The organism is Flavobacterium sp. K5-23, assembly GCF_023278045.1.
Classification (GTDB): domain Bacteria; phylum Bacteroidota; class Bacteroidia; order Flavobacteriales; family Flavobacteriaceae; genus Flavobacterium.
This window is the reverse complement of record NZ_CP056783.1, coordinates 463,430-483,769: the sequence shown is the minus strand read 5'-3', so window position 1 is coordinate 483,769 and position 20,340 is coordinate 463,430. Positions and strand designations below refer to the sequence as shown.

The 20,340-nt window shown below is 33.6% G+C and carries 19 protein-coding genes; 14 read left to right on the top strand and 5 right to left on the bottom strand.

Annotation, left to right across the window (positions count from 1 at the left end; all coding sequences use genetic code 11):
- Positions 1-13 precede the first annotated feature (13 nt).
- The 3 genes from FLAK523_RS02260 (at position 14) to gldD (ending at position 2,428) form a co-directional block, all read left to right on the top strand.
- Positions 14-454 (top strand): single-stranded DNA-binding protein, encoded by a 441-nt coding sequence (locus FLAK523_RS02260; RefSeq protein WP_248906132.1) that lies wholly within the window; start codon positions 14-16, stop codon positions 452-454.
- Positions 455-477: 23 nt separating this feature from the next.
- On the top strand, positions 478-1,773 hold the full coding sequence (locus FLAK523_RS02255; RefSeq protein ID WP_248906130.1) for a gliding motility-associated protein GldE: 1,296 nt from the start codon (positions 478-480) through the stop codon (positions 1,771-1,773).
- Positions 1,774-1,864: 91 nt separating this feature from the next.
- Complete coding sequence (gldD, locus tag FLAK523_RS02250; RefSeq protein ID WP_248906128.1) at positions 1,865-2,428, top strand: gliding motility lipoprotein GldD; 564 nt, start codon at positions 1,865-1,867, stop codon at positions 2,426-2,428.
- Positions 2,429-2,639: 211 nt separating this feature from the next.
- On the opposite strand, the gene FLAK523_RS02245 is transcribed toward gldD, so the two are convergent.
- The gene (locus FLAK523_RS02245; RefSeq protein ID WP_248906126.1) at positions 2,640-3,020 is read right to left on the bottom strand and encodes a heavy-metal-associated domain-containing protein; all 381 of its coding nucleotides are present in this window, start codon (positions 3,018-3,020) and stop codon (positions 2,640-2,642) included.
- A gap of 108 nt (positions 3,021-3,128) precedes the next feature.
- Between FLAK523_RS02245 and FLAK523_RS02240 the strand changes: the two genes are divergently transcribed.
- Positions 3,129-3,995 carry a DMT family transporter gene (locus tag FLAK523_RS02240; RefSeq protein WP_248906124.1) on the top strand — a complete coding sequence of 289 codons (867 nt, stop codon included), beginning with the start codon at positions 3,129-3,131 and terminating at the stop codon, positions 3,993-3,995.
- A 79-nt stretch (positions 3,996-4,074) separates the two neighbouring features.
- On the opposite strand, the gene FLAK523_RS02235 is transcribed toward FLAK523_RS02240, so the two are convergent.
- Complete coding sequence (locus FLAK523_RS02235) at positions 4,075-5,490, bottom strand: pitrilysin family protein (protein ID WP_248906122.1); 1,416 nt, start codon at positions 5,488-5,490, stop codon at positions 4,075-4,077.
- Positions 5,491-5,504: 14 nt separating this feature from the next.
- A complete protein-coding gene (locus FLAK523_RS02230) occupies positions 5,505-6,830 on the bottom strand; it encodes a pitrilysin family protein (protein ID WP_248906120.1) in 1,326 nt (441 codons plus the stop codon).
- 261 nt (positions 6,831-7,091) lie between these two features.
- On the opposite strand from FLAK523_RS02230, the gene rplU reads away from it, so the two are divergent.
- Together rplU and rpmA are read left to right on the top strand one after the other, a co-directional pair.
- Positions 7,092-7,511 (top strand): 50S ribosomal protein L21, encoded by a 420-nt coding sequence (rplU, locus tag FLAK523_RS02225; RefSeq protein ID WP_248906118.1) that lies wholly within the window; start codon positions 7,092-7,094, stop codon positions 7,509-7,511.
- A 23-nt stretch (positions 7,512-7,534) separates the two neighbouring features.
- A complete protein-coding gene (gene rpmA, locus FLAK523_RS02220) occupies positions 7,535-7,801 on the top strand; it encodes a 50S ribosomal protein L27 (RefSeq protein WP_091082981.1) in 267 nt (88 codons plus the stop codon).
- Positions 7,802-7,991: 190 nt separating this feature from the next.
- Here rpmA and FLAK523_RS02215 read toward each other — a convergent pair whose 3' ends face one another.
- Positions 7,992-8,591: a hypothetical protein gene (locus FLAK523_RS02215; protein ID WP_248906115.1), complete on the bottom strand. Its 600-nt coding sequence runs from the start codon at positions 8,589-8,591 to the stop codon at positions 7,992-7,994.
- A gap of 277 nt (positions 8,592-8,868) precedes the next feature.
- Positions 8,869-10,185 carry an adenosylhomocysteinase gene (ahcY, locus tag FLAK523_RS02210; protein ID WP_248906112.1) on the bottom strand — a complete coding sequence of 439 codons (1,317 nt, stop codon included), beginning with the start codon at positions 10,183-10,185 and terminating at the stop codon, positions 8,869-8,871.
- Between the two features lie 283 nt (positions 10,186-10,468).
- Here ahcY and FLAK523_RS02205 point away from each other — a divergent pair, with 283 nt between their 5' ends.
- The 8 genes from FLAK523_RS02205 to FLAK523_RS02170 all read left to right on the top strand — a co-directional run bounded on the left by FLAK523_RS02205 (position 10,469) and on the right by FLAK523_RS02170 (position 20,230).
- Positions 10,469-11,104, top strand: a complete 636-nt coding sequence (locus tag FLAK523_RS02205) for a 4'-phosphopantetheinyl transferase superfamily protein (protein WP_248906110.1) — start codon at positions 10,469-10,471, stop codon at positions 11,102-11,104.
- Positions 11,105-11,339: 235 nt separating this feature from the next.
- On the top strand, positions 11,340-12,056 hold the full coding sequence (locus FLAK523_RS02200; protein WP_248906108.1) for a geranylgeranylglyceryl/heptaprenylglyceryl phosphate synthase: 717 nt from the start codon (positions 11,340-11,342) through the stop codon (positions 12,054-12,056).
- 3 nt (positions 12,057-12,059) lie between these two features.
- Complete coding sequence (pnuC, locus tag FLAK523_RS02195) at positions 12,060-12,680, top strand: nicotinamide riboside transporter PnuC (RefSeq protein WP_248906106.1); 621 nt, start codon at positions 12,060-12,062, stop codon at positions 12,678-12,680.
- Positions 12,644-14,758, top strand: a complete 2,115-nt coding sequence (locus tag FLAK523_RS02190; protein ID WP_248906103.1) for a DUF4301 family protein — start codon at positions 12,644-12,646, stop codon at positions 14,756-14,758. Before pnuC ends, FLAK523_RS02190 begins: the two co-directional genes overlap by 37 nt.
- A gap of 21 nt (positions 14,759-14,779) precedes the next feature.
- Positions 14,780-15,184 (top strand): alternative ribosome rescue aminoacyl-tRNA hydrolase ArfB, encoded by a 405-nt coding sequence (gene arfB / locus FLAK523_RS02185; protein WP_248906101.1) that lies wholly within the window; start codon positions 14,780-14,782, stop codon positions 15,182-15,184.
- 560 nt (positions 15,185-15,744) lie between these two features.
- Positions 15,745-17,325: an ATP-binding protein gene (locus tag FLAK523_RS02180; protein WP_248906099.1), complete on the top strand. Its 1,581-nt coding sequence runs from the start codon at positions 15,745-15,747 to the stop codon at positions 17,323-17,325.
- A 2-nt stretch (positions 17,326-17,327) separates the two neighbouring features.
- Positions 17,328-17,705 carry a response regulator gene (locus FLAK523_RS02175; protein WP_248906097.1) on the top strand — a complete coding sequence of 126 codons (378 nt, stop codon included), beginning with the start codon at positions 17,328-17,330 and terminating at the stop codon, positions 17,703-17,705.
- 275 nt (positions 17,706-17,980) lie between these two features.
- Positions 17,981-20,230 (top strand): TonB-dependent receptor, encoded by a 2,250-nt coding sequence (locus FLAK523_RS02170; RefSeq protein WP_248906095.1) that lies wholly within the window; start codon positions 17,981-17,983, stop codon positions 20,228-20,230.
- Positions 20,231-20,340 lie beyond the last annotated feature (110 nt).

The following is a 20,340-nucleotide window of genomic DNA, read 5'->3' as shown; positions in this document are numbered from 1 at the left end:
TTATAATTTTTTTATGGGCGGGACATTAAATAAAGTAATGCTGATAGGTCATTTAGGGGATGCGGTAAAAATGCATTATTTTGAAGGAGGAAATTGTATTGGTAGATTTCAATTGGCAACAAATGAAGTGTATATCAATAAAACAACCAATGAAAAGATCGTTTCTACGGAGTGGCACAACCTAGTTGTACGTAATAAAGCAGCTGAAATTTGCGAAAAATACTTGTCCAAGGGAGATAAGATTTATGTTGAGGGACGTATTAAGTCAAGACAATGGCAGGCAGAAGACGGAACGACAAAACATACCTCAGAAATCCAAGTAACTGAATTTACTTTTTTATCCACTAAAAAGGATAGCGAAAACAGTAAACAAAATCGCGAATTAGAATCGCCAAAAAACACTAACTTTGACCCACAAAATAACGACTTGCCTATTAACGACTTGCCGTTTTGATTGTTTAACTAATCTTATGTAATTTGGACCCAGACCCCAGTTTGATTTTTTTACAAACCATTGATACAAATCTTGTGTATGGTTTTATTGGAATATTTGCTTTACTTCTTTGTTCAGCACTTGTTTCCGGTGCCGAAGTGGCCTTGTTTTCCCTTTCTCAAAAAGACTTAGATGAAACTTTAATTGAAGATGTTTCAAAAGGTAGAGTCTTAGCAGATCTTTTGCAAAGACCTAAAAAACTTTTAGCTACGCTTCTTGTAGCAAACAATTTTATCAATATTGGAGTTGTTATCTTATTTTCATTTGTTGGCAAGAATTTGTTTTCGGCAATAAACTCAGCTGTTTTGAAGTTTGTTCTGGAAGTGATTGTGGTTTCGTTTTTGCTTTTACTTTTTGGAGAGGTTTTACCAAAAGTTTACGCGAGTAGAAACAATATCAAATTCGCCAAGATGATAGCTTTTCCTATTGCAACGCTCGAAAGATTGCTTTCCCCAATAAGTGTTCCTATGCGTGGAGCGACTGTTTATTTGCATAACAAATTAGGGAAACAAAAAACCAGTTTTTCAATAGATCAGTTGTCGCAGGCATTAGAGCTTACTTCGGCTGATGAAACGTCATCTGAAGAGCAGAAAATATTAGAAGGAATTGTGTCTTTTGGTAACACTGATACAAAGCAGGTAATGAGCCCGAGGATAGATATTTTTGCCATTGAAATAGGAGAAGCTTTTGCGGATATTTATGATAAAATTGTAGAAAAGGGATATTCAAGAATTCCAGTATACCGTGATAATATTGACCAGATAGAAGGTGTTTTGTTTGTTAAGGATTTACTTCCATACATAAATAAAGCCGATTTCAAATGGGAAACCTTAATTAGAAAGCCCTTTTTTGTTCCTGAAAATAAAAAACTAGACAATTTGCTAAAGGATTTTCAAAATATGAAAAGTCACCTTGCAATTGTTGTTGATGAATATGGTGGAACTTCCGGATTAGTTTCTTTAGAGGATGTTATCGAAGAAATTGTGGGGGACATCAGCGATGAGTTTGATGACGAGCACATCAATTTTTCTCAAATTGATGACAAAAATTATCTTTTCGAAGGGAAAATAAACCTTAAAGATTTCTACAGGATTATAGATGTTGATGAGAATTTATTCGAAATGAAAAAAGGAGAGGCTGAAACCTTAGCCGGATTTCTCCTTGAAATAGTAGGGAACTTCCCGAAAAAGGGACAAAAAATAACTTTCGGAAACTGTATGTTTGTCATTGAGACGGTAGATAATAAACGTATAAAACAAATAAAAGTTACCATAGATTAATTCCTCCCCCTAGCCCCCTCCGAAGGAAGGGGAATCATTGCGGAATATGTTTCTTTTGAAAAATAAAAGATTAAATAAATTTAGAATAGAAATGTTAAAAAAAACTATCGCTTTTGCTGCAGTATTGTCCATTGTGTTTATGACTTTTGGATGCAAAGAGGATGTGTTGCCTAAGCCTTCAGGTTATTTACGTCTGGATTATCATGAGGCGAAATATATGGCTTTTGAAAATCAATGTCCGTTTACATTCGAAATGAATGCTGATGCCGTGATAAAAGGGGAGAAGGATTGCGGTTTTACTATCACATACCCAAAGATGAAAGCGACAATTTACTTGACTTACAAACCCGTAAATCAGGACATCAACACATTATTGCGAGATGCCCAAAAGCTGACTTACGAGCATGTCATAAAAGCAGATGATATTCTCGAACAGCCTTTTTTGAATCCAAACAAAAAAGTGTACGGTATGTTTTATCAGGTGGAAGGGAATGCGGCAACAAATTCTCAATTTTATGTAACCGATAGCACAAAACACTTTGTTACGGGTTCGGTTTATTTTTATGCAAAACCCAACTTTGATTCCATTATGCCGGCAGCTAGCTACATTAAAAACGATATGCAAAGACTGATGGAAACCCTGAAGTGGAAGTAATGTAAATTCAGCAAAGGATTTAATGCAATAATTGATTAAATTTTATTTGAAACATATAAGAAATTTAAGGTCATATAAGTTTCTACTCTCAAGTTTAAATTGATCTGTAAGCTTTGGCTTGAAAGATTTTTAAACATAAGCAAGAAATATAAAAAAAGCATCCGTCAAATGAAAATGACGGATGCTTTTTTTATAAAGTTAATCGGGAAGTTTACGATTTTACATTCGAAACTGTGTATGTTTTCCCGTCTCCTGTTGCTTGAACTACTTTAGTTAAAGTCTCAGGAGTTTGTGTTGTTTTGTCAAACGTTACTGTGGCTAGTTTTGTGTCAAAATCCACTGTTGCAGTTTGCACTCCTTCAAGTTCAGTCAATTCTTCTTGGATTGTTTTAGCACATCCCACGGCGCAAGTCATTCCTTCTACAGAGAAACTGGCAGTTTGTAAGTTTTCGGTAGCAATTTCTTTTTTTGCTTTTGGCGCTTCCGTTTCTGTAGTAGCAGTTTCTTTTGTTGCTTCTTCAGTATTTTTTTTACAGCTTACGAATAAAAGGCAAGCAATAGTAATCGTTGCAATAGATTTAATTAAATTCATTATGATTTGATTTTAAGTGTTTTATCCTTTTTTAAATTTGAATACAAAATTAATGAAAAAAGGAGGTCTATTCCATAAAATTATTAGAATTTTGGCAAAATTATTTTTATGGAATCGAAACAATTAAAATGGGGATATCTACTAGTGCTCTCTTTAGTATGGGGAAGCTCTTTTATTTTAATCAAGAAAGGACTTGTGGGTTTGACGGCTTTGCAGGTAGGTTCGTTAAGAATCGTGTTTGCAGCTCTCTTTTTATTACTGATAGGTTTTAAAAGTTTGTCCAAGATTCTAAAAGAAAAATGGAAGTTTATTGCATTGACATCTATGTTTGGGACTTTTGTGCCTGCATTTCTTTTTGCAATAGCGCAAACAGAAATCGATAGTTCCGTGAGTTCGATTCTGAATTCCCTGACGCCATTAAACACATTGATTTTGGGTGCCTTGGTATTTGGTGTAAGTTTCCAAAGAAGGCAAGTCTGGGGTGTTATTATTGGTCTTGTGGGGAGTTTACTTCTTGTTTTTAATGGAGCAATAAACCATCCGGATCAAAACTATTATTATGCAATTTTGGTTATCATAGCGTCGATATGTTATGCGATCAATGTAAATTTAATTAAACGGTTTTTGTCTGATTTAAGTCCGTTAAGTATAACAACAGGGAACTTTTTGTTTTTGCTTTTTCCCACTTCAATCATTCTATATTTTTCGGATATTGCCTCGATAATACATATTGAAAAAGTGCAGCATTCTATTTGGTTTATTATGATTTTAGGAGTCGTTGGGACTGGAATCGCCAATATTCTTTTCTTTAAACTAATCCAAATATCATCACCTGTTTTTGCAACTTCGGTGACTTATTTGATTCCTGTAGTGGCTTTTTTCTGGGGATTATTGGATAATGAGATGCTTACGCCAATTCAGTTTTTAGGAGCGTTTATCATCTTGATAGGTGTTTATTTGTCGGCCAGGAAATAGCTGTCTAAAAAGATGTTTATATAAAACAAGAGGCTGTCTTTATCGGACAGCCTCTTGTTTGTTATAATGAAAAAGCAATTTAATTGTAAACCGGTTTTTCTACTGAAGTACCATATTTATCAAAATAAAACATGGGAATTTCAAGTTTTTCCAATCCAGAAATCACTTCCTGTCCTTTTCCGGCAATTATGATTCGGGTGTTTTCAATTAGAAAATACTTGTTGGCTGCTTTCATCACATCATCAGCGGTAACTGCATTGATGGTTTTGATGTAATTTTCATAAAAATCTTTAGGCAAGTTTTCGGTTTCTATGTTTAGGGCATATCTGGCAACCGACTGTGGTTTTTGTACCTGCATTACAAAACGGCCAATGTATCCCGCTTTTACCGTTTGCAGCATATCTTCAGATACCTTTTCTGTTCTGATTCTTTTTATTTCTTTTACAAATTCGACTACGGCGCTATCTGTAACTGCATTACGTACTGCGGAATTTGATTTCATTTTCGAAGTGTGTTTTCCAGCTCCTATAAGCGAATTGGCACCATAAGTCCAGCCGTTAGTTTCTCTAAGGTTCATGTTTAGGTAACTGTTGTATCCGCCTCCAAGGATGGCGGTAGCGATTACAGCCGGAAAAAAATCCTTGTCACCCATTTTTAAATTCAAGGTGTTTACCAACGAGATTTCTGACTGTACTGCATTTGGAACATCAACAAAATTGATTTGTGTGAAAGCTACATTTTCCTGGGCAGAATAAATTTGTTTCGGAGTGCTTCTTTTTTTCCAAGAACCAAAAAGTTTTTCAACCGCAGGTTTCAATTCTTTTAATTTCACATCTCCTATGATAACGAGATACGCATTTTCAGGAACAAAATAAGTTGCGTAATTTACTTCTACATCTGCAAGGGTGATGTTTTTTAAACTTTCTACGGTGGTAAATTCTCCAGATGGATGGTCTTTCCCAAAAGCTAATACGTCAATAACGCGGTTTGCAATTGCGGGTACACTTTTTTCTTGGGATTTAATACCTTCAATTAATTTTTCTTTCTCTTTTTCGAATTCTTCTTGAGTGAACTTGGGCTCTAATGCGCCGTAAGAAAGAAGTTCTAAGATTCTTCCAGAGTATTTAGAAAGTGAATTTGCGTATGCGCCATGCGAACTAAAGCTGACATTTGCCCCTAGGAAATCTACTTCTTCGTTAAAGTCGTCTTTTGATATTTTCAGGTTTCCGTTTCCTATCATGCTACTTGTTAACTCGTCTACCCCTTTTTTGCTTCCCTCAGTAAAAGGATCGTTGTCTAGGGTTAGGTTGAAAGTAGCTGTAGGTAATTTGTGGTTTTCAACAACCATAACTTTAAGCCCGTTTGCAAGGAAAAAAGTTTGAGGTTTTTTGAGGTTTACAATTGGAGATTTTCCTGGTTTCGGTTGTGTTCTGTCTTGTGCTTGCATAATTCCTGTTAAGAACAATATGAATATAAATATACTTGTTTTTTGCATGATTTAGAGATGTATTAGTTGTGAGCCTGATCTTTTGACGGAATGTAGTCTAATAGTAATCTTTGATTTGGATTCAGGTATTTTTTTGCAACTTCTCTGATCTCTTCGCGTGTAATGGAGTGGTAAAGGTCAATTTCAGTATTTATTAAATTGATGTCTCCGTAAAGCATATGGTATTTTGCTAAATTTTCAGCAATTCCTTCTATGCTTGTATTGTTATTCACATACTGATTGTCAAATTTATTTTGTAGTTTTTGATAATCTTTTTCAGTGATTAATTCCGTTTGTATTTTTACAATCTCCTCATCGATTTCTTTTAAAACATCTTCTGATGTATTTCCTCCCATTGGTAAGCCATATAAAATGTACATACCATAATCTTCTTGGCTGAAGCCCACAGCGCCTATTTGTAATGCGATTTTTTTCTCGTCTACAATTTTCTTGTATAGTTTAGAGCTTTTTCCGTCACTTAAATAAGCTGAAATATAGTCTAGCACTCTGGAGTCTCTAGTTTTCATTGAGGGCGTTCTGTATGAGGCCACAATCATTGGGATTTGGATGTTTGGATCCTCGTATGTTGCTTTTATGGTTTGTGTAATTGGTTTCTCGATAAAAGTTTGTTTCTTTAAAGGTTCCCCTTTTTTTATTGAGCCAAAATATTTTTGAATCCATTCTTTCGCTTTCGCTTTGTCAAAATCACCTGCAACAACTAAAACAGCGTTATTTGGCGTGTAGAATTTGTTGTTGAAAGTTTTAAATTCTTCTAAAGTAGCCGCGTCCAAATGTTCCATTGAGCCAATAGTCGTCCAACGGTACGGATGAGTTTTAAACATATTTTCTTTAACTACTGACAAAATGTTTCCGTAAGGCTGATTGTCGTAACGGGATCTTTTTTCCTCTTTTATCACTTCGTTTTGAGTGTCTACTCCAATCTGGTTGATCACGGGATGCATTAACCTTTCTGATTCCATCCATAGACCCAATTCTAGATTATTGGAAGGGAAAACTTCATAGTAATACGTTCTGTCGTCTGAGGTGTTGGCGTTGTTTGTCCCTCCGTTAGCAGAAACGATTTTAAACCATTCTCCACGTTTGATGTTTTCTGTTCCTTCGAATAATAAATGTTCGAAAAAATGAGCAAAACCTGTTCGTTCCGGGTTTTCGTCTTTGGAGCCTACGTGGTACATCACTGAAGTTGAAACTACAGGAGCGCTGTTGTCATTATGTAGAATAACATGCAGTCCGTTGTCTAAATTGTATTCTTCGAAAACTACTTTTTGAGCCGAAGATACTCCGCCAAGCATAAGAGCAGAACTTAATATCATTATCGATTTTTTCATGAGGATTAATAAAATTATATTGTCAATAGGTAGTGAAATGAACGCTATTGTTACGTCAAAAATAGTTATTTTTAAATGGATTAAGACGGGATTTGCTAATATTGTAGTTAAATGAAAAAGGAATAGGATGTTAGATATCTAATTATTTTACCCCATTAAAATCAAGGAATAAAGAGTTTTGATATTTTTTGCAACAACTGATTGGATAGTAAATATTTAATTGTATATTTGCAACCTTAAAAATTAATAAAACAATTTGTTATGTACGCAATCGTAGAGATAGCAGGGCAACAATTCAAAGTAAGCAAAGACTTAAAGGTTTATGTTAACCGTTTATCTAATGAAGAAGGTTCAAAAGTTTCTTTTGACAAAGTTCTTTTATTGGATGACAATGGAAACATTACTTTAGGCGCCCCAGCTATAGAAGGTGCTTCTGTAGAAGCTAAAGTGTTACAACACTTAAAAGGAGATAAAGTTATCATTTTCAAAAAGAAAAGAAGAAAAGGATACAAAAAGAGAAACGGTCACAGACAGTTTCTTACTCAAATCGTAATTGAAGGTATATCTTCTACATCAGCTAAAAAAGCAGCTCCTAAAAAAGCAGCAGTTGAAGTAACTGAAGAAGTAGCTCCAAAAGTGAAAAAAGCTCCTAAAGCTAAGAAAGAAGATACTAAAGAATAATAACAATATAAAACTAATACGTCATGGCTCACAAGAAAGGTGTCGGTAGTTCCAAGAATGGTAGAGAATCAGAATCAAAACGTTTAGGTGTTAAGATTTTTGGAGGACAAGCTGCCATCGCAGGGAACATCATCGTAAGACAAAGAGGTTCAAAACACAATCCAGGTGCAAATGTTTACATCAGTAAAGATCACACACTACACGCAAGAGTAGATGGAGTTGTACACTTCCAAAAGAAAAGAGATAACAAATCATACGTTTCTATACTTCCATTCGAAGTTGAAGCATAATTGATTTCTCAATTTAATATAAAACCCGTTTCGAAAGAAGCGGGTTTTTTTGTGCGCTTTCCTCAGTTCTATCTAAATGAGAGGGTGATTGGACGGGAAATGGATTGGGTTGATTCTTCTTTGTTGTAGTGTATATATTGAAATGACAAATGATTGTAGATCTTGTCTTCTATATTGTTTAACTAAATGCTTATTGCAATTTAAAATAATAAATTACTGGATTTCCGCAAACCATTTCAGAAAAGCCTTCTTTTGTTTTGTCTCCAATATAAAAAGCTGTTAACTCCCCAGAATTTTCATTAATGTTGTAATCCCAAACTTGGCTGTTTGAATATAAAAAATCTGTAAAAGAATGTGACTCTGGATTTTCGGAAAAAACAATCTTTTCGGTTTTTACTAGCTGCCATTTTTTTGATTTACGATACAATTCGTAAAACAGGATCTCATCTGTATTAATAGTAATCATTTTTCCAACTAAGCCATCTTCTCGGATAGCCCAATTCGCGTCTTTATAAATCCATTTCCAATTCCCTTTTAAACTATTAACCTTGCTATTTCTAAAAATAGATTTTAAAGAATCTGCTTTTTGTATGGCGATTTGAGAGATTTCAGATTTTTGATCCATATTATAAACAAATGTGAATAATCTTGCTGATGCTACGTAATCGCGAACTTCAAGTTGTTTTTGTGCCTCGTCAAACAGGTTTTTCTGATATTCGTTTCGAAGATTATCTTGGGCAAAAAGTGCCGTGGTTAATAATAAGAATAAAAGGAGTGTGTAGTTTTTCATTAGATGCGAAACTGGTTTTTACGATTGAAATCCTATCAAATATACTATAATTTAGAATCTGTTTTATGTAATTAAAAAGAGAAGTACTTCTTTATTGGACAAGCTGTATAGAAGTGGATTGTGTGTTTAAAGTGTAGTCGTTTGTGCGAGGGATAGCCGTGAAAACACTTTTATTTTGTCCCGATAGCTATCGGGATTACTAAAACAAAAAACCCTCGCATCGCTGCAAGGGTTTTGAAAATTATAGTGAGATTGCTTCGTTCCTCGCAATGACTCCCTAGTATCTGTAGTATTCTGGTTTGAATGGACCGTCAACTGGAACACCAATGTAAGCAGCTTGATCGTCACGTAAAGTTTCCAATTCAACTCCTAGTTTAGCCAAGTGAAGCATTGCTACTTTCTCGTCAAGGTGTTTTGGCAACATGTATACGTCATTTTCGTAAGATGCACTGTTTTTCCATAATTCGATTTGAGCCAAAGTTTGGTTTGTAAATGAGTTACTCATTACAAAACTTGGGTGACCTGTAGCACAACCAAGGTTCACTAAGCGACCTTCAGCCAATAGGATGATATCTTTACCGTTAATGGTATATTTGTCAACCTGAGGTTTGATTTCTACTTTAGAAGCTCCGTGATTAGTGTTTAACCAAGCAACAGCGATTTCGTTATCAAAATGTCCGATGTTACAAACGATAGTTTTATCTTTCATTTGCTCAAAGTGAGAACCAAGAACGATATCTTTATTTCCAGTAGTTGTGATGATGATATCAGCATTTCCAACAACAGTGTTTAATTTCTTAACTTCAAAACCGTCCATTGCAGCTTGTAAAGCACAAATTGGGTCGATTTCAGTAACTGTAACAATAGATCCAGCACCTCTAAAAGAAGCAGCAGTTCCTTTTCCTACGTCACCGTATCCACATACAACCACTCTTTTACCAGCAAGCATAATATCAGTTGCACGACGAACAGCATCAACTGCTGATTCTTTACAACCGTATTTGTTGTCAAATTTTGATTTAGTAACCGAGTCGTTAACATTGATAGCAGGCATTGGTAAGGTTCCAGCTTTTACTCTTTCGTATAATCTGTGAACTCCAGTTGTAGTCTCTTCAGATAAACCTTTAATTCCAGCAACTAATTCTGGGTAACGGTCAATAACCATATTAGTCAAATCTCCACCGTCATCAAGAATCATATTTAATGGTTTTCTATCTTCACCAAAGAAAAGTGTTTGCTCGATACACCAGTCAAAATCCACTTCGTTCAAACCTTTCCAAGCGTAAACTTGGATTCCTGCAGCAGCCATGGCAGCAGCAGCTTGATCTTGAGTAGAGAAAATGTTACAAGAAGACCAAGTAACTTCAGCACCAAGAGCGATTAAAGTCTCGATTAAAACTGCAGTTTGGATTGTCATGTGTAAACATCCAGCAATACGAGAACCAGCAAGTGGTTGTTCGTCTTTATATTCAGCACGAAGTGCCATTAAACCTGGCATTTCTGCTTCAGCTAGTTCAATTTCTTTTCTTCCCCAGGCCGCTAGAGAGATGTCTTTTACTTTGAAAGCCACAAAAGGCATAGTTGTAGTACTCATTTATAGTATATTTGTAATTATAAATTTTTTGCAAAATTACGCAATATCTTTAGAAAAACACCAATTTCTATAATATTTATGAAATGTTTAAGGTCTTAATCTTTTGAATATTAGCGTAATAATTTTATTTTTACCCACGACTTTGTAATAGTTAGGAGCAATTTCCCGCTGTACACTATATCCACGCCAAAAAAAAGCGTGGGATGCCGTTTCCATCGGGGCTAAAACAAAATCAGCGCTTTTATGAACTTATAATTCATAATTTATAACTCAATATAAATAAATGCCTTTACATAAAACCATACATTTTAATTCCTCTACACAAATTTTTATTTGGAAAATCACCGAGTCTTATGATGATTTATTTAAAACAGTGAAGTTAAACGACAAAAACCAAATCAGGCTTGACGGTATGAAATCCGAAATGCATCAAAGAGGTTTCCTTAGCGTTCGCAAACTCTTGCAAGAAGCTGGCTACACTGATTTGGATTTGTATTATGACGAATTCGGTAAGCCGCATCTCGCAGATGACAAGTACATTTCGATTACGCACTCCCATCATTTTTCGGCTATTATTATAAGCGATGAAACCGCAGGAATCGATATCGAATTGCAAAGGGAGAAAATCATCAAGATAGCTGATAAATTTGTAGATCAAGAATTCGATTATTTGGACCTAAATAATAGTGAAGAATACATAAAGAAACTCACGGTAATTTGGGGAGCCAAAGAAGCCATTTTTAAAATTCGGAATGAGAAAGGCATCAGCTTCAAAGATCATATAAATGTAAAAGCATTCGAACTAGAAGATATAGAAACTAAAGCAGAACTTCATTTTGATGATTTAATCAAGGGTTTTAATATATTTCACGAAGAAATAGAAGGATTTGGTCTTGTTTATGCTTTTGAGGAAAAGTGATCGATATTCAGTGATCAGTAATCAGTTGTCAGTAATCGGTGGTCAGTTTTTAGTGTTAATCCGCTTAAATCCATGTTATCTGCGTGAAATAATAAGCTTGTATTTATAATGAAAACAGTAATCAGTGTTCAGTTTTAAGTAAAAAAAGCAGTAAAAAGCACCGTTCCATTACAAGCTAGTATTAATAATAAAAACAGTATTCAGTAAAAAAACCGTGTTGTCCACGAACCAAATAATGACAAACATTTATAACGAAATAGTCCAGTCAAAAACCGAGTCCAAAAAGCTTCTTGCCATTCTTCTTGATCCGGATAAAATTGCTTGGGAGAATTTAGACAATCTGATTCTTAAAATCAACCAGTCTCCCGCCACTCATATTTTTATTGGCGGAAGCTTGGTAGAATCCCATAGAATTGACGAGTTAATTATTCGATTAAAACGAAAAATCAATTTGCCAATGGTTCTTTTTCCTGGGAACCCATCCCAGATTTCAAATGAAGCTGATGCGATATTGTTCCTTTCGTTGCTATCAGGAAGAAATCCGGAATATCTAATAGAACATCAAGTGAAAGCGGCGCCTGTTTTAAGACAAACTCAACTCGAAATAATCCCAACAGCCTACTTACTTATTGAAAGCGGAAGCGAAACGGCCGTGGCGCGAGTGAGTGGAACAAAACCTATGGATAGAACGAGTCTTGATCTAGCGCTCGCGACAGCGATGGCTGGTGAAATGATGGGAAATAAATTAGTGTATCTAGAAGCGGGTTCCGGGGCAAAACAAGCGGTTCCATTAGAAATGATTGAATTAGTAGCTCAAAACATCAGAATTCCATTAATTGTTGGCGGGGGAATTGTAGATTTGCAGGGAATTCAAAATGCTTATGTTGCGGGAGCTGATTTAGTTGTCATAGGAACGGCATTTGAAAACAATATCAATTTTTTTAATGAATAAATAATGATTGAATTTTTTTTAAATGCATATAAAGAAGCCAGTACAACCCAAATTGTGTTGGAATTTATAGTTTTTGTATTTGGAATCCTGAGCGTTTTGTTTGCTAAAAAAGAAAATATATTAGTTTATCCTACGGGGTTAATTGCCACAATTATTTCGGTGTATTTGCTTTTTACAGCGGGTTATCTAGGAGATATGATGATCAATGGTTATTTTTCGATTATGAGCATTTACGGTTGGTATAAATGGAACAAAAAAGAAAATGACACTGAAGAATTGCCCATTACAAGAACAAATGCTAAAGAAAAAATAATAGGCGTGGTCTTGTTTTTAATTACAATTGTTGTAGTTTTCGCGATTTATAGAATTTTCGATTATGAAATTCATATCGATAATTATTTTGACATTCTGGCATCAGGTATCTTTTTTACAGGAATGTGGTATATGGCCAACAAGAAAATCGAGAACTGGATCCTTTGGATAATCGGAGATGTAATTGTGACGCCATTATATGCCTATAGAGGACTTGGGATGTTAGCGTTACAGTATTTAATATTTACAATTTTAGCTATTTCAGCTTATATAGAATGGAAGAGAATCTTAAACAGCAACAGTCTGAAATAATAAAAATAGCTATGTTTGGTCCTGAGAGTACAGGAAAAACAACCTTGGCTATTCAACTCGCCGAATATTATAAAACGGACTGGGTTCCTGAATTTGCGCGCGAATATCTACAAAATAAATGGGATGATAAACAGCAAATATGTGATGTTAATGATATGCTACCTATTGCGTATGGTCAAACCCAACTAGAAAACAAGAAAGTAACGCAGGCTAATAAGTATCTTTTTTGTGATACTAATTTAATGGTAACCAAAGTGTTCTCAGAGTTGTACTATAACTATTGTGATCCAGTATTAGAAAAAGCAGCTAAAGAGCATCAATACGATTTATTTTTTCTTACGGACATAGATGTGCCCTGGGAAAAAGATGATTTAAGAGATAAACCTGAAGGAAGAGCTTCTGTGTTTTCAGTATTCAAACAATCATTAATTGACGGCAAAAAGCCATTTATCACACTTTCAGGAGATAAAGAATTTCGATTGCAACAAGCAATTACAATTATAGATTCCTTGGCCAAAGCCAAAGAAATGGGGTTTTCTTCAAATGAGTATGTTCAAATATACGATCAAGAAATTGCTGTTGAAAACATTCAAAAACAACTCGATATTTTTAAAAATGGAATCCCAAAAACGGAATTAGTTAACCCTGCTACTTTATTTGATGGAATACAAAAGTTTTCAACTTTAGAGATTGAAAATAAAGCCGCTTTTTTTGATGCCAATAATTCAAAATTAAAACTAATGAAATTTGTTCCTGCTTCAGGAGCTGCCAGTAGAATGTTTAGTTTTTTGACAACATTTTTAAATGAGTTCGATTTTTTAAACGAAAGCATCAATGCGTATATAAATAGAAAAAAAGACAGTGAATTACCTGTTTTTATTGTGGGTATGGATAAATTGCCTTTTTTTGATTTCGTTTATGAAAAATTAAAAGAAGAGTTTCCTGATTTTGATTCCATTGAAAGGGATTATAAAAACTACTATTTTATAAAATTATTATTGGCTCCTGATTATTTTGATTATGCTAATAAACCAAAAGGAGTACTCCCGTTTCATAAATACAGCTCACATATTGCAACAGCAGTTGAAGAACAGCTGTATGAAACAGCATTTTATTCTAGTGTAAATAATCAATCCCATTTGCATTTTACAGTTAGCGAAGAACATCAAAATCAGTTTGAAGCAATTATAAATGATGTAAAAGAAGGGATTGAAATTCAATCTGGTAATGCCATTGAAGTTGATTTTTCGTATCAAAGTAGGTCTACTGATACTATAGCTGTGGGTATAGACAATGAGCCTTTTAGGGGCGAAAATGGTAAATTGGTTTTTAGACCAGGAGGACACGGGGCTTTAATAGCAAATTTAAATAAGTTAGATGCTGATGTTGTTTTTATTAAAAACATTGATAATGTTATACAAAGTAATATTGAAGAAATTGCACTTTATAAAAAAGCATTAGCAGGAATTTTGATAGAATTACAACAACAAATATTTGCTTATTTAGATGCAATAGATGCAAATGAGTTTGACCACGAAAACAGTATCGAACTTGTTTTTTTTATAAAAGGCAAATTGAATATCGATTTGCCTGATGAATTTGATTCTTTGCCTTTTGAAAATAGAATTGCAAAGATTAAATCGGTATTAAATCGACCTATTCGAATTTGCGGTATGGTTAAAAATGAAGGAGAACCTGGGGGCGGACCGTTTTGGGTTCGAAATGAAAATGATAAAATTTCCCTCCAAATTGTTGAGGCTACCCAAGTTGATTTGACTAATGAAGATCAAGCAAAAATTCTTTCAAGCGCGACACATTTTAATCCGGTGGATTTGGTCTGCGGAATTAAGAATTATAAGAATGAAGTTTTTGATTTAGATAAATATATAGATCATAACAGTGGCTTTGTGGTTTATAAAGAGATGAATGGAAAAAAAATAAAAGGGTACGAATTACCGGGTTTATGGAATGGTGCTATGGCAAACTGGTTGACAGTTTTTGTTCAAGTGCCTTTGATAACTTTTAATCCTGTTAAAAATGTCAATGACTTATTAAAGTCAACACATCAGCCAAAATAATTAATTGCACTTGTTAGTCTAATGGAAATTCATAAACTCATATCCGAATTACAGTATAAAGCCGTTCGTAGCAGTGGTGCCGGAGGGCAAAACGTAAATAAGGTTTCGTCGAAAGTCGTTTTGACATTTGATTTGAAAAATTCGCAAACACTGTCTGAAGATCAAAAGGCATTACTTGAAATAAATCTTTCCACTAGATTAACCACTGATTTAGTCCTGATTTTAAATTGTGATGAAGACAGAAGCCAACTTAAAAATAAAGAAATAGTTACCAAACGGTTTTTGGAACTTATCAAAAAAGGACTGATAATTCCCAAGGAAAGAAAGGCTACTAAAATACCAAAATCCGCCATTAGAAAGCGAATTAAAAATAAAAAAAACGTGTCTCAGGTTAAGCAAAACAGAAAAAAACCTGATTTGGATTAACTGTAACTTGAAATTTATATAAAGTGTTGAATTATAAATTTATTATTTAAGGTGTTTTTGATTGTAATTATTATTTAAAATCCCGTATGTTTATTGCCTATAATGACATGAATTTATTGATATTACAACAATTAAAATTAGGAGTATGTGATTATTTTACTTAATTTGGTTTGTTAATTGTGAAATAAGAGTTACGCTGTATTTTTTTTTTTTTGAATATTCAACGCTAAATATGTTAAATTGCTCTCTTGGATAATATGTTTCAAATATGTTTTACATTTGAAAAACGTAATTTATTTATCAATATCAAAAGCATCATAATTAATGTTTTTTGTAGTTCAATTAATAATATACTTTTTGAGTTAAAAAAAGAAATGGAGAGAAGCCTGAAGCAAATATTAAAAAAATTAGTCGCCATTAGAGGTCTTAAAAAGTCTATTTTTATTCCCTTTTTTTTGTTTGCGATTACTTTTATATCGGTATCGCTGATTAGTATTTATTTTTTACAAAAGACTGCAATTGAAAAAGAGGTTTCGTTTGAGTATCAAAATATTGACAAGATGCTCGAAGATAAAATTCAATCAGAAGCTTTAAATCTAAAGTTATATCTTGATAGATTGAGTAGAAACGAATCTGTCATTGAGGCCTTAAAATCAAATAATCGATTGCAATTACAGGAAATTTCAGAATCCTATAAAAAAACGCATTTAGATTTAAAACCCGATTTGTTAAATTTTATTTCAGATAAAGGGATTCTAATATATAGAAACCACCTCCCAAATCAATTTGGCGAAAACATATCTCAACTAGATGTATTTAAAAAAGCTTCTAATTCTGGAACAAGCTTTTTTCATATTGGTTCAGGAACATATTCTAATGTAACTTTAAAAGTAGTTATACCAGTGCGGGATGCTGCTCAAAAAGTTGTGGGATACGTAGTTGTTGGGAAGAATTTTAATAAAATATTAGAAGAAACTTCAAAGCAAACCCATATGGATTTTCTTTTTTTTTCTAAGAAAAATGGTTTTAATATAAATTTTGATAAAGATAAGACTGAAAAGTTTGGTTTGTTTATAAAAGGGAAAGACACCCTACTTTTAGATTGGTCAACTCTTCCTAGTAAAACTAAATTTGATAAAGGTTTAATTGAAGAAAAAATAAAATTAGACTCAATAACTACTTTAAAACTGAATGGCATTGACTATTTTTCAAAATCATTGTCTTTGCTTAATTTTGATAAAAAAGAATATGGTCGTGTTTTCGTGTTACATGATAATTCAATTCATTTGGATGACTTGAAGAGAACTATATTCTATTTAATATTAATTTCCGTTTTGATGATATCGATTCTGTCTTTTATTTTTAATAACATTTTAAACAAGGTTGGGAAGAATTTATTTGATAAAAACCAAAAATTAGTTTTAGAATTAAAAAAAAGAATCATAGTTGATAAAAAATTGGTTGAAAACAATAATGAATTAACACAATTGACTTTAATAGCTTCCCATGATCTTAGAAGCCCTTTGACAAATCTTGAAGGATTACTGTGTCATATGAAAGAGGAGAATATTGACCCGGATTTAAATTCTGAGATGATTGGTTACGCTTGTGCCAGTGTAGATTTGATGAAAACAACGATAGATAGTTTGACTACAGTTATTAAACAAAAAGAAAGTTTAACAAAAGAGGCCAAAATTGAACAAAATATCGAGCCTGTTTTTAACGATGTAATTTTACAACTTAACTATCTTATTGATAAAAAGGACATAGAGGTTAAAGCTGATTTCTCTGAATGTCCTACTTTTTTAATTTCAGTCATACATTTAAAAAGTATTTTGCAAAATATTTTAAGCAACGCTGTTAAATATGCTTCGGATAATCCTGACATAATAAAGCATATTGAAATTAGTACTCATTTAGATAAAGGAATTAGGTCTATCTTAATAAAGGATAATGGTATTGGGTTTGACTCTGGTTTTCAAAAAGAGAACCTTTTCAAACCGTTTAAACGCTACCATCATGAGAATGCAGGTACAGGAATTGGACTGTACTTGACTAAATTGATTGTTGAAAATCACAATGGCACAATTAAAATCGAAAGTAATATAGGTAAAGGTACCACAGTGAAAATAGAATTTTAAGTATGGGAAATCCAAATTTTATATTGATAGATGACGATAAAATAATGTTGTTTTTAATTGAATTCGAAATTAAAAAACATTTCAACAGTAGTTCAATAGCAAGTTATGTTAAATCGGATGTTGCTTTAAATTTTATTAATGAGAATTGTGGCAGACTAGAGAACACTGTAATTTTATTAGATTTAAATATGCCAGTTATGGATGGTTTCCAACTGCTGGAAAGGTTAAATTCATTTTCACATAATTTAAAAGTCGTTATTGTTACAAGTTCAATTTCTGATGGTGACAGGGAAAAGGCTATGGTTTATCCATTTGTTCAGGGCTATATGAATAAACCCATTAAAGGTTTAGATTTAAAAACGATTCTTTCAAAAGCCTAGTTTTATTTCAATAGAAAACGAGCTTTTAAATAAGTTTAATATTAAATTTTATATTAGGTGTTTTATTTAAAATCTTTTATAAATTTGCCCCGTCTCAAAGGGGTGCTCTAAATAACGAGCTGAGATTATACCCAACGAACCTGGACGAGTAATGTTGTCAAGGGAAAAAATGATAAATTTATTGCATTCATGCGATTTGTTTGTCCTAGGAAACAATCAATATTCAATTAACAAAAAGAATAATTGCCCCTTTTATTCGTAATTATCTTTTACGGATGAATACTATTATTAGTCTCAAAGTTGCAAAGTCTCAATCTCGAAATTTCGGGAGCAAAGTCTCAAAGTTGCAAAAAAGTGTAAATCACAGGACATTTTTCTTATTTCTATTTTCTATTTTCTGTTCTCTATCTTCTTTTTCTCAAGTAAAAGACACCACTAAAATCAATAAACTCGATGAGGTTTTGGTTTCGGCTGTTCGTGTTACTGAGAAAACGCCTGTAAGTTTCAGTAATCTAAACAAAAAGGACATCAAGTTTAGAAATCTAGGCCAAGACATCCCTATTTTAATGAATTACCTTCCATCAGTAGTTACTACCTCTGATGCTGGAAATGGTGTGGGATACACTGGCATTCGTGTTCGTGGTAGCGATGCAACAAGGGTTAACGTTACCATAAACGGAATTCCATACAATGACTCCGAAAGTCATGGTACTTATTGGGTAAATATGCCTGATTTCGCTTCTTCTGTTGAAAGTTTACAGTTGCAACGCGGTGTAGGAACATCTACAAATGGGTCGGGAGCATTTGGCGCAAGCCTGAACATGCTTACGGATAGTTATGCTAAAGAAAGTAATGGGGAGATTTCTAATTCTATAGGGAGTTTCAATACTCGAAAACATACCGTAAAATTCAGTACCGGTTTAATAAACAATCATTTTGAATTGGCTGGACGTTTGTCAGCTTTAAAGTCTGATGGATTTATTGATCGCGCCAGTTCTGATTTAAAATCGTATTTCTTGCAAGGGACTTACATAGGAAATACCACTTTAATCAAAGCATTGGTTTTTGGTGGAAAAGAAAAAACCTACCAGTCATGGAATGGTTTAGAGGATTTAGATAAACTGGAAAATGACCGTACCTTCAATACTGCGGGAATGTTTACAGATGAGTTTGGGAAAATCAGATTCTACGATAATGAAACCGATAATTACCAACAAGATCATTCGCAATTGCATTGGAATGAGAAATTTTCGAATAATTGGAGTACTAACCTAGCGGTTTTTTACACTAAAGGGAAAGGATATTATGAAAACTACAAAGAGAACGCCAAATTCTCGGCTTATGGATTAACTCCAATAGTTATAGGCGGAACAACAATCAATAAAACCGATTTAATTCGTCAAAAATGGTTGGACAATGATTTCTACGGAACTACTTTTTCGGCTAATTACAAGGATGAAAAGCTGGATGTGATTTTTGGAGGAGGATATAATAAATATGAAGGAAGTCATTTTGGAAAAGTGATTTGGGCTCGTAATGCTTCAAAAAGCGAATTAGGAGATCGTTATTATGATGATTTCGCAACTAAAACGGACGGAAACATTTTTGCGAAAGCAAATTACCAAGTGACAGGTCAATGGAGTCTTTTTGGGGATTTACAAGTTAGAAACGTGCATTACAAAGCTAATGCTGTTGAAACGGGTAGGGTAAACGATAATTTTAATTTCTTTAACCCAAAAGCAGGAGTGAATTTTGATATTGATTCAAAAAACCAACTGTATGCTTCTTATGCAAGAGCGAATCGCGAACCTAATAGAACTGATTACAAAAACGGAACACCAAAACCGGAAAAACTAAATGATTTTGAACTGGGATTGCGTCATAGCACTTCAAAAGTGAAATTGAATGCTAACGTGTATTATATGGCATACAAAGACCAACTGATTCTTACTGGAGAACTGGATGATGTAGGTGCACCTATACGCAAAAACAGTGGAGACAGTTACCGTTTAGGATTAGAGATTGACGCTACCGTTGCGGTTTTGGATAATTTAATCATTCGCCCTAATGTTACTATTAGTACTAATAAGAATAAAGATTTCCATTTTGAACGTGATGGTATGTTAACAGCGTTAGGTAACACAAATATAGCGTACTCGCCTAATTTTATTGCTGGAAACATCATTACGTATATGCCTATGGCTAATTTACAAATGTCATTTTTGTCGAAAATTGTTGGAGAGCAATACATGGGGAATATCGACTCAGAGGGTTCTAAACTAAAGTCTTACTTTGTAAACGACTTGAATGTTTCTTATGAGTTTATACCTAAGTCTGTTTTTAAATCAATACTATTATCAGGATTGGTAAACAATGTTTTTGATTACAAATATGAGTCTAATGGTTTTTTCTACACCTATGATGACAACTGGAGCAATGCAAACCAAATTACAACTATTGAAGGAGCAGGATATTATCCTCAGGCTGGAATTAATTTCCTTCTGGGCTTGACGTTAAAGTTCTAAAGTTGAAACTTTTTTTATTGTAAAAATCCTGACGGTTATGCTGTCAGGATTTTTTTTTGTCTAAACACAAGCAAATAGAATATACTCGTTAAATAAACGTTAAAATAGTA

What these genes read in the sequence shown, in the direction of transcription:
- FLAK523_RS02260 (WP_248906132.1), top strand. Translation starts at nt 14, where the DNA reads ATGGGCGGGACATTAAATAAAGTAATGCTGATAGGTCATTTAGGGGAT.
- gldD (WP_248906128.1), top strand. Translation starts at nt 1,865, where the DNA reads ATGTTAAAAAAAACTATCGCTTTTGCTGCAGTATTGTCCATTGTGTTT.
- FLAK523_RS02245 (WP_248906126.1), bottom strand. Translation starts at nt 3,020, where the DNA reads ATGAATTTAATTAAATCTATTGCAACGATTACTATTGCTTGCCTTTTA.
- FLAK523_RS02240 (WP_248906124.1), top strand. Translation starts at nt 3,129, where the DNA reads ATGGAATCGAAACAATTAAAATGGGGATATCTACTAGTGCTCTCTTTA.
- FLAK523_RS02235 (WP_248906122.1), bottom strand. Translation starts at nt 5,490, where the DNA reads ATGCAAAAAACAAGTATATTTATATTCATATTGTTCTTAACAGGAATT.
- FLAK523_RS02230 (WP_248906120.1), bottom strand. Translation starts at nt 6,830, where the DNA reads ATGAAAAAATCGATAATGATATTAAGTTCTGCTCTTATGCTTGGCGGA.
- rplU (WP_248906118.1), top strand. Translation starts at nt 7,092, where the DNA reads ATGTACGCAATCGTAGAGATAGCAGGGCAACAATTCAAAGTAAGCAAA.
- rpmA (WP_091082981.1), top strand. Translation starts at nt 7,535, where the DNA reads ATGGCTCACAAGAAAGGTGTCGGTAGTTCCAAGAATGGTAGAGAATCA.
- FLAK523_RS02215 (WP_248906115.1), bottom strand. Translation starts at nt 8,591, where the DNA reads ATGAAAAACTACACACTCCTTTTATTCTTATTATTAACCACGGCACTT.
- ahcY (WP_248906112.1), bottom strand. Translation starts at nt 10,185, where the DNA reads ATGAGTACTACAACTATGCCTTTTGTGGCTTTCAAAGTAAAAGACATC.
- FLAK523_RS02205 (WP_248906110.1), top strand. Translation starts at nt 10,469, where the DNA reads ATGCCTTTACATAAAACCATACATTTTAATTCCTCTACACAAATTTTT.
- FLAK523_RS02200 (WP_248906108.1), top strand. Translation starts at nt 11,340, where the DNA reads ATGACAAACATTTATAACGAAATAGTCCAGTCAAAAACCGAGTCCAAA.
- pnuC (WP_248906106.1), top strand. Translation starts at nt 12,060, where the DNA reads ATGATTGAATTTTTTTTAAATGCATATAAAGAAGCCAGTACAACCCAA.
- FLAK523_RS02190 (WP_248906103.1), top strand. Translation starts at nt 12,644, where the DNA reads ATGGAAGAGAATCTTAAACAGCAACAGTCTGAAATAATAAAAATAGCT.
- arfB (WP_248906101.1), top strand. Translation starts at nt 14,780, where the DNA reads ATGGAAATTCATAAACTCATATCCGAATTACAGTATAAAGCCGTTCGT.
- FLAK523_RS02180 (WP_248906099.1), top strand. Translation starts at nt 15,745, where the DNA reads ATGCTCGAAGATAAAATTCAATCAGAAGCTTTAAATCTAAAGTTATAT.
- FLAK523_RS02175 (WP_248906097.1), top strand. Translation starts at nt 17,328, where the DNA reads ATGGGAAATCCAAATTTTATATTGATAGATGACGATAAAATAATGTTG.
- FLAK523_RS02170 (WP_248906095.1), top strand. Translation starts at nt 17,981, where the DNA reads ATGAATACTATTATTAGTCTCAAAGTTGCAAAGTCTCAATCTCGAAAT.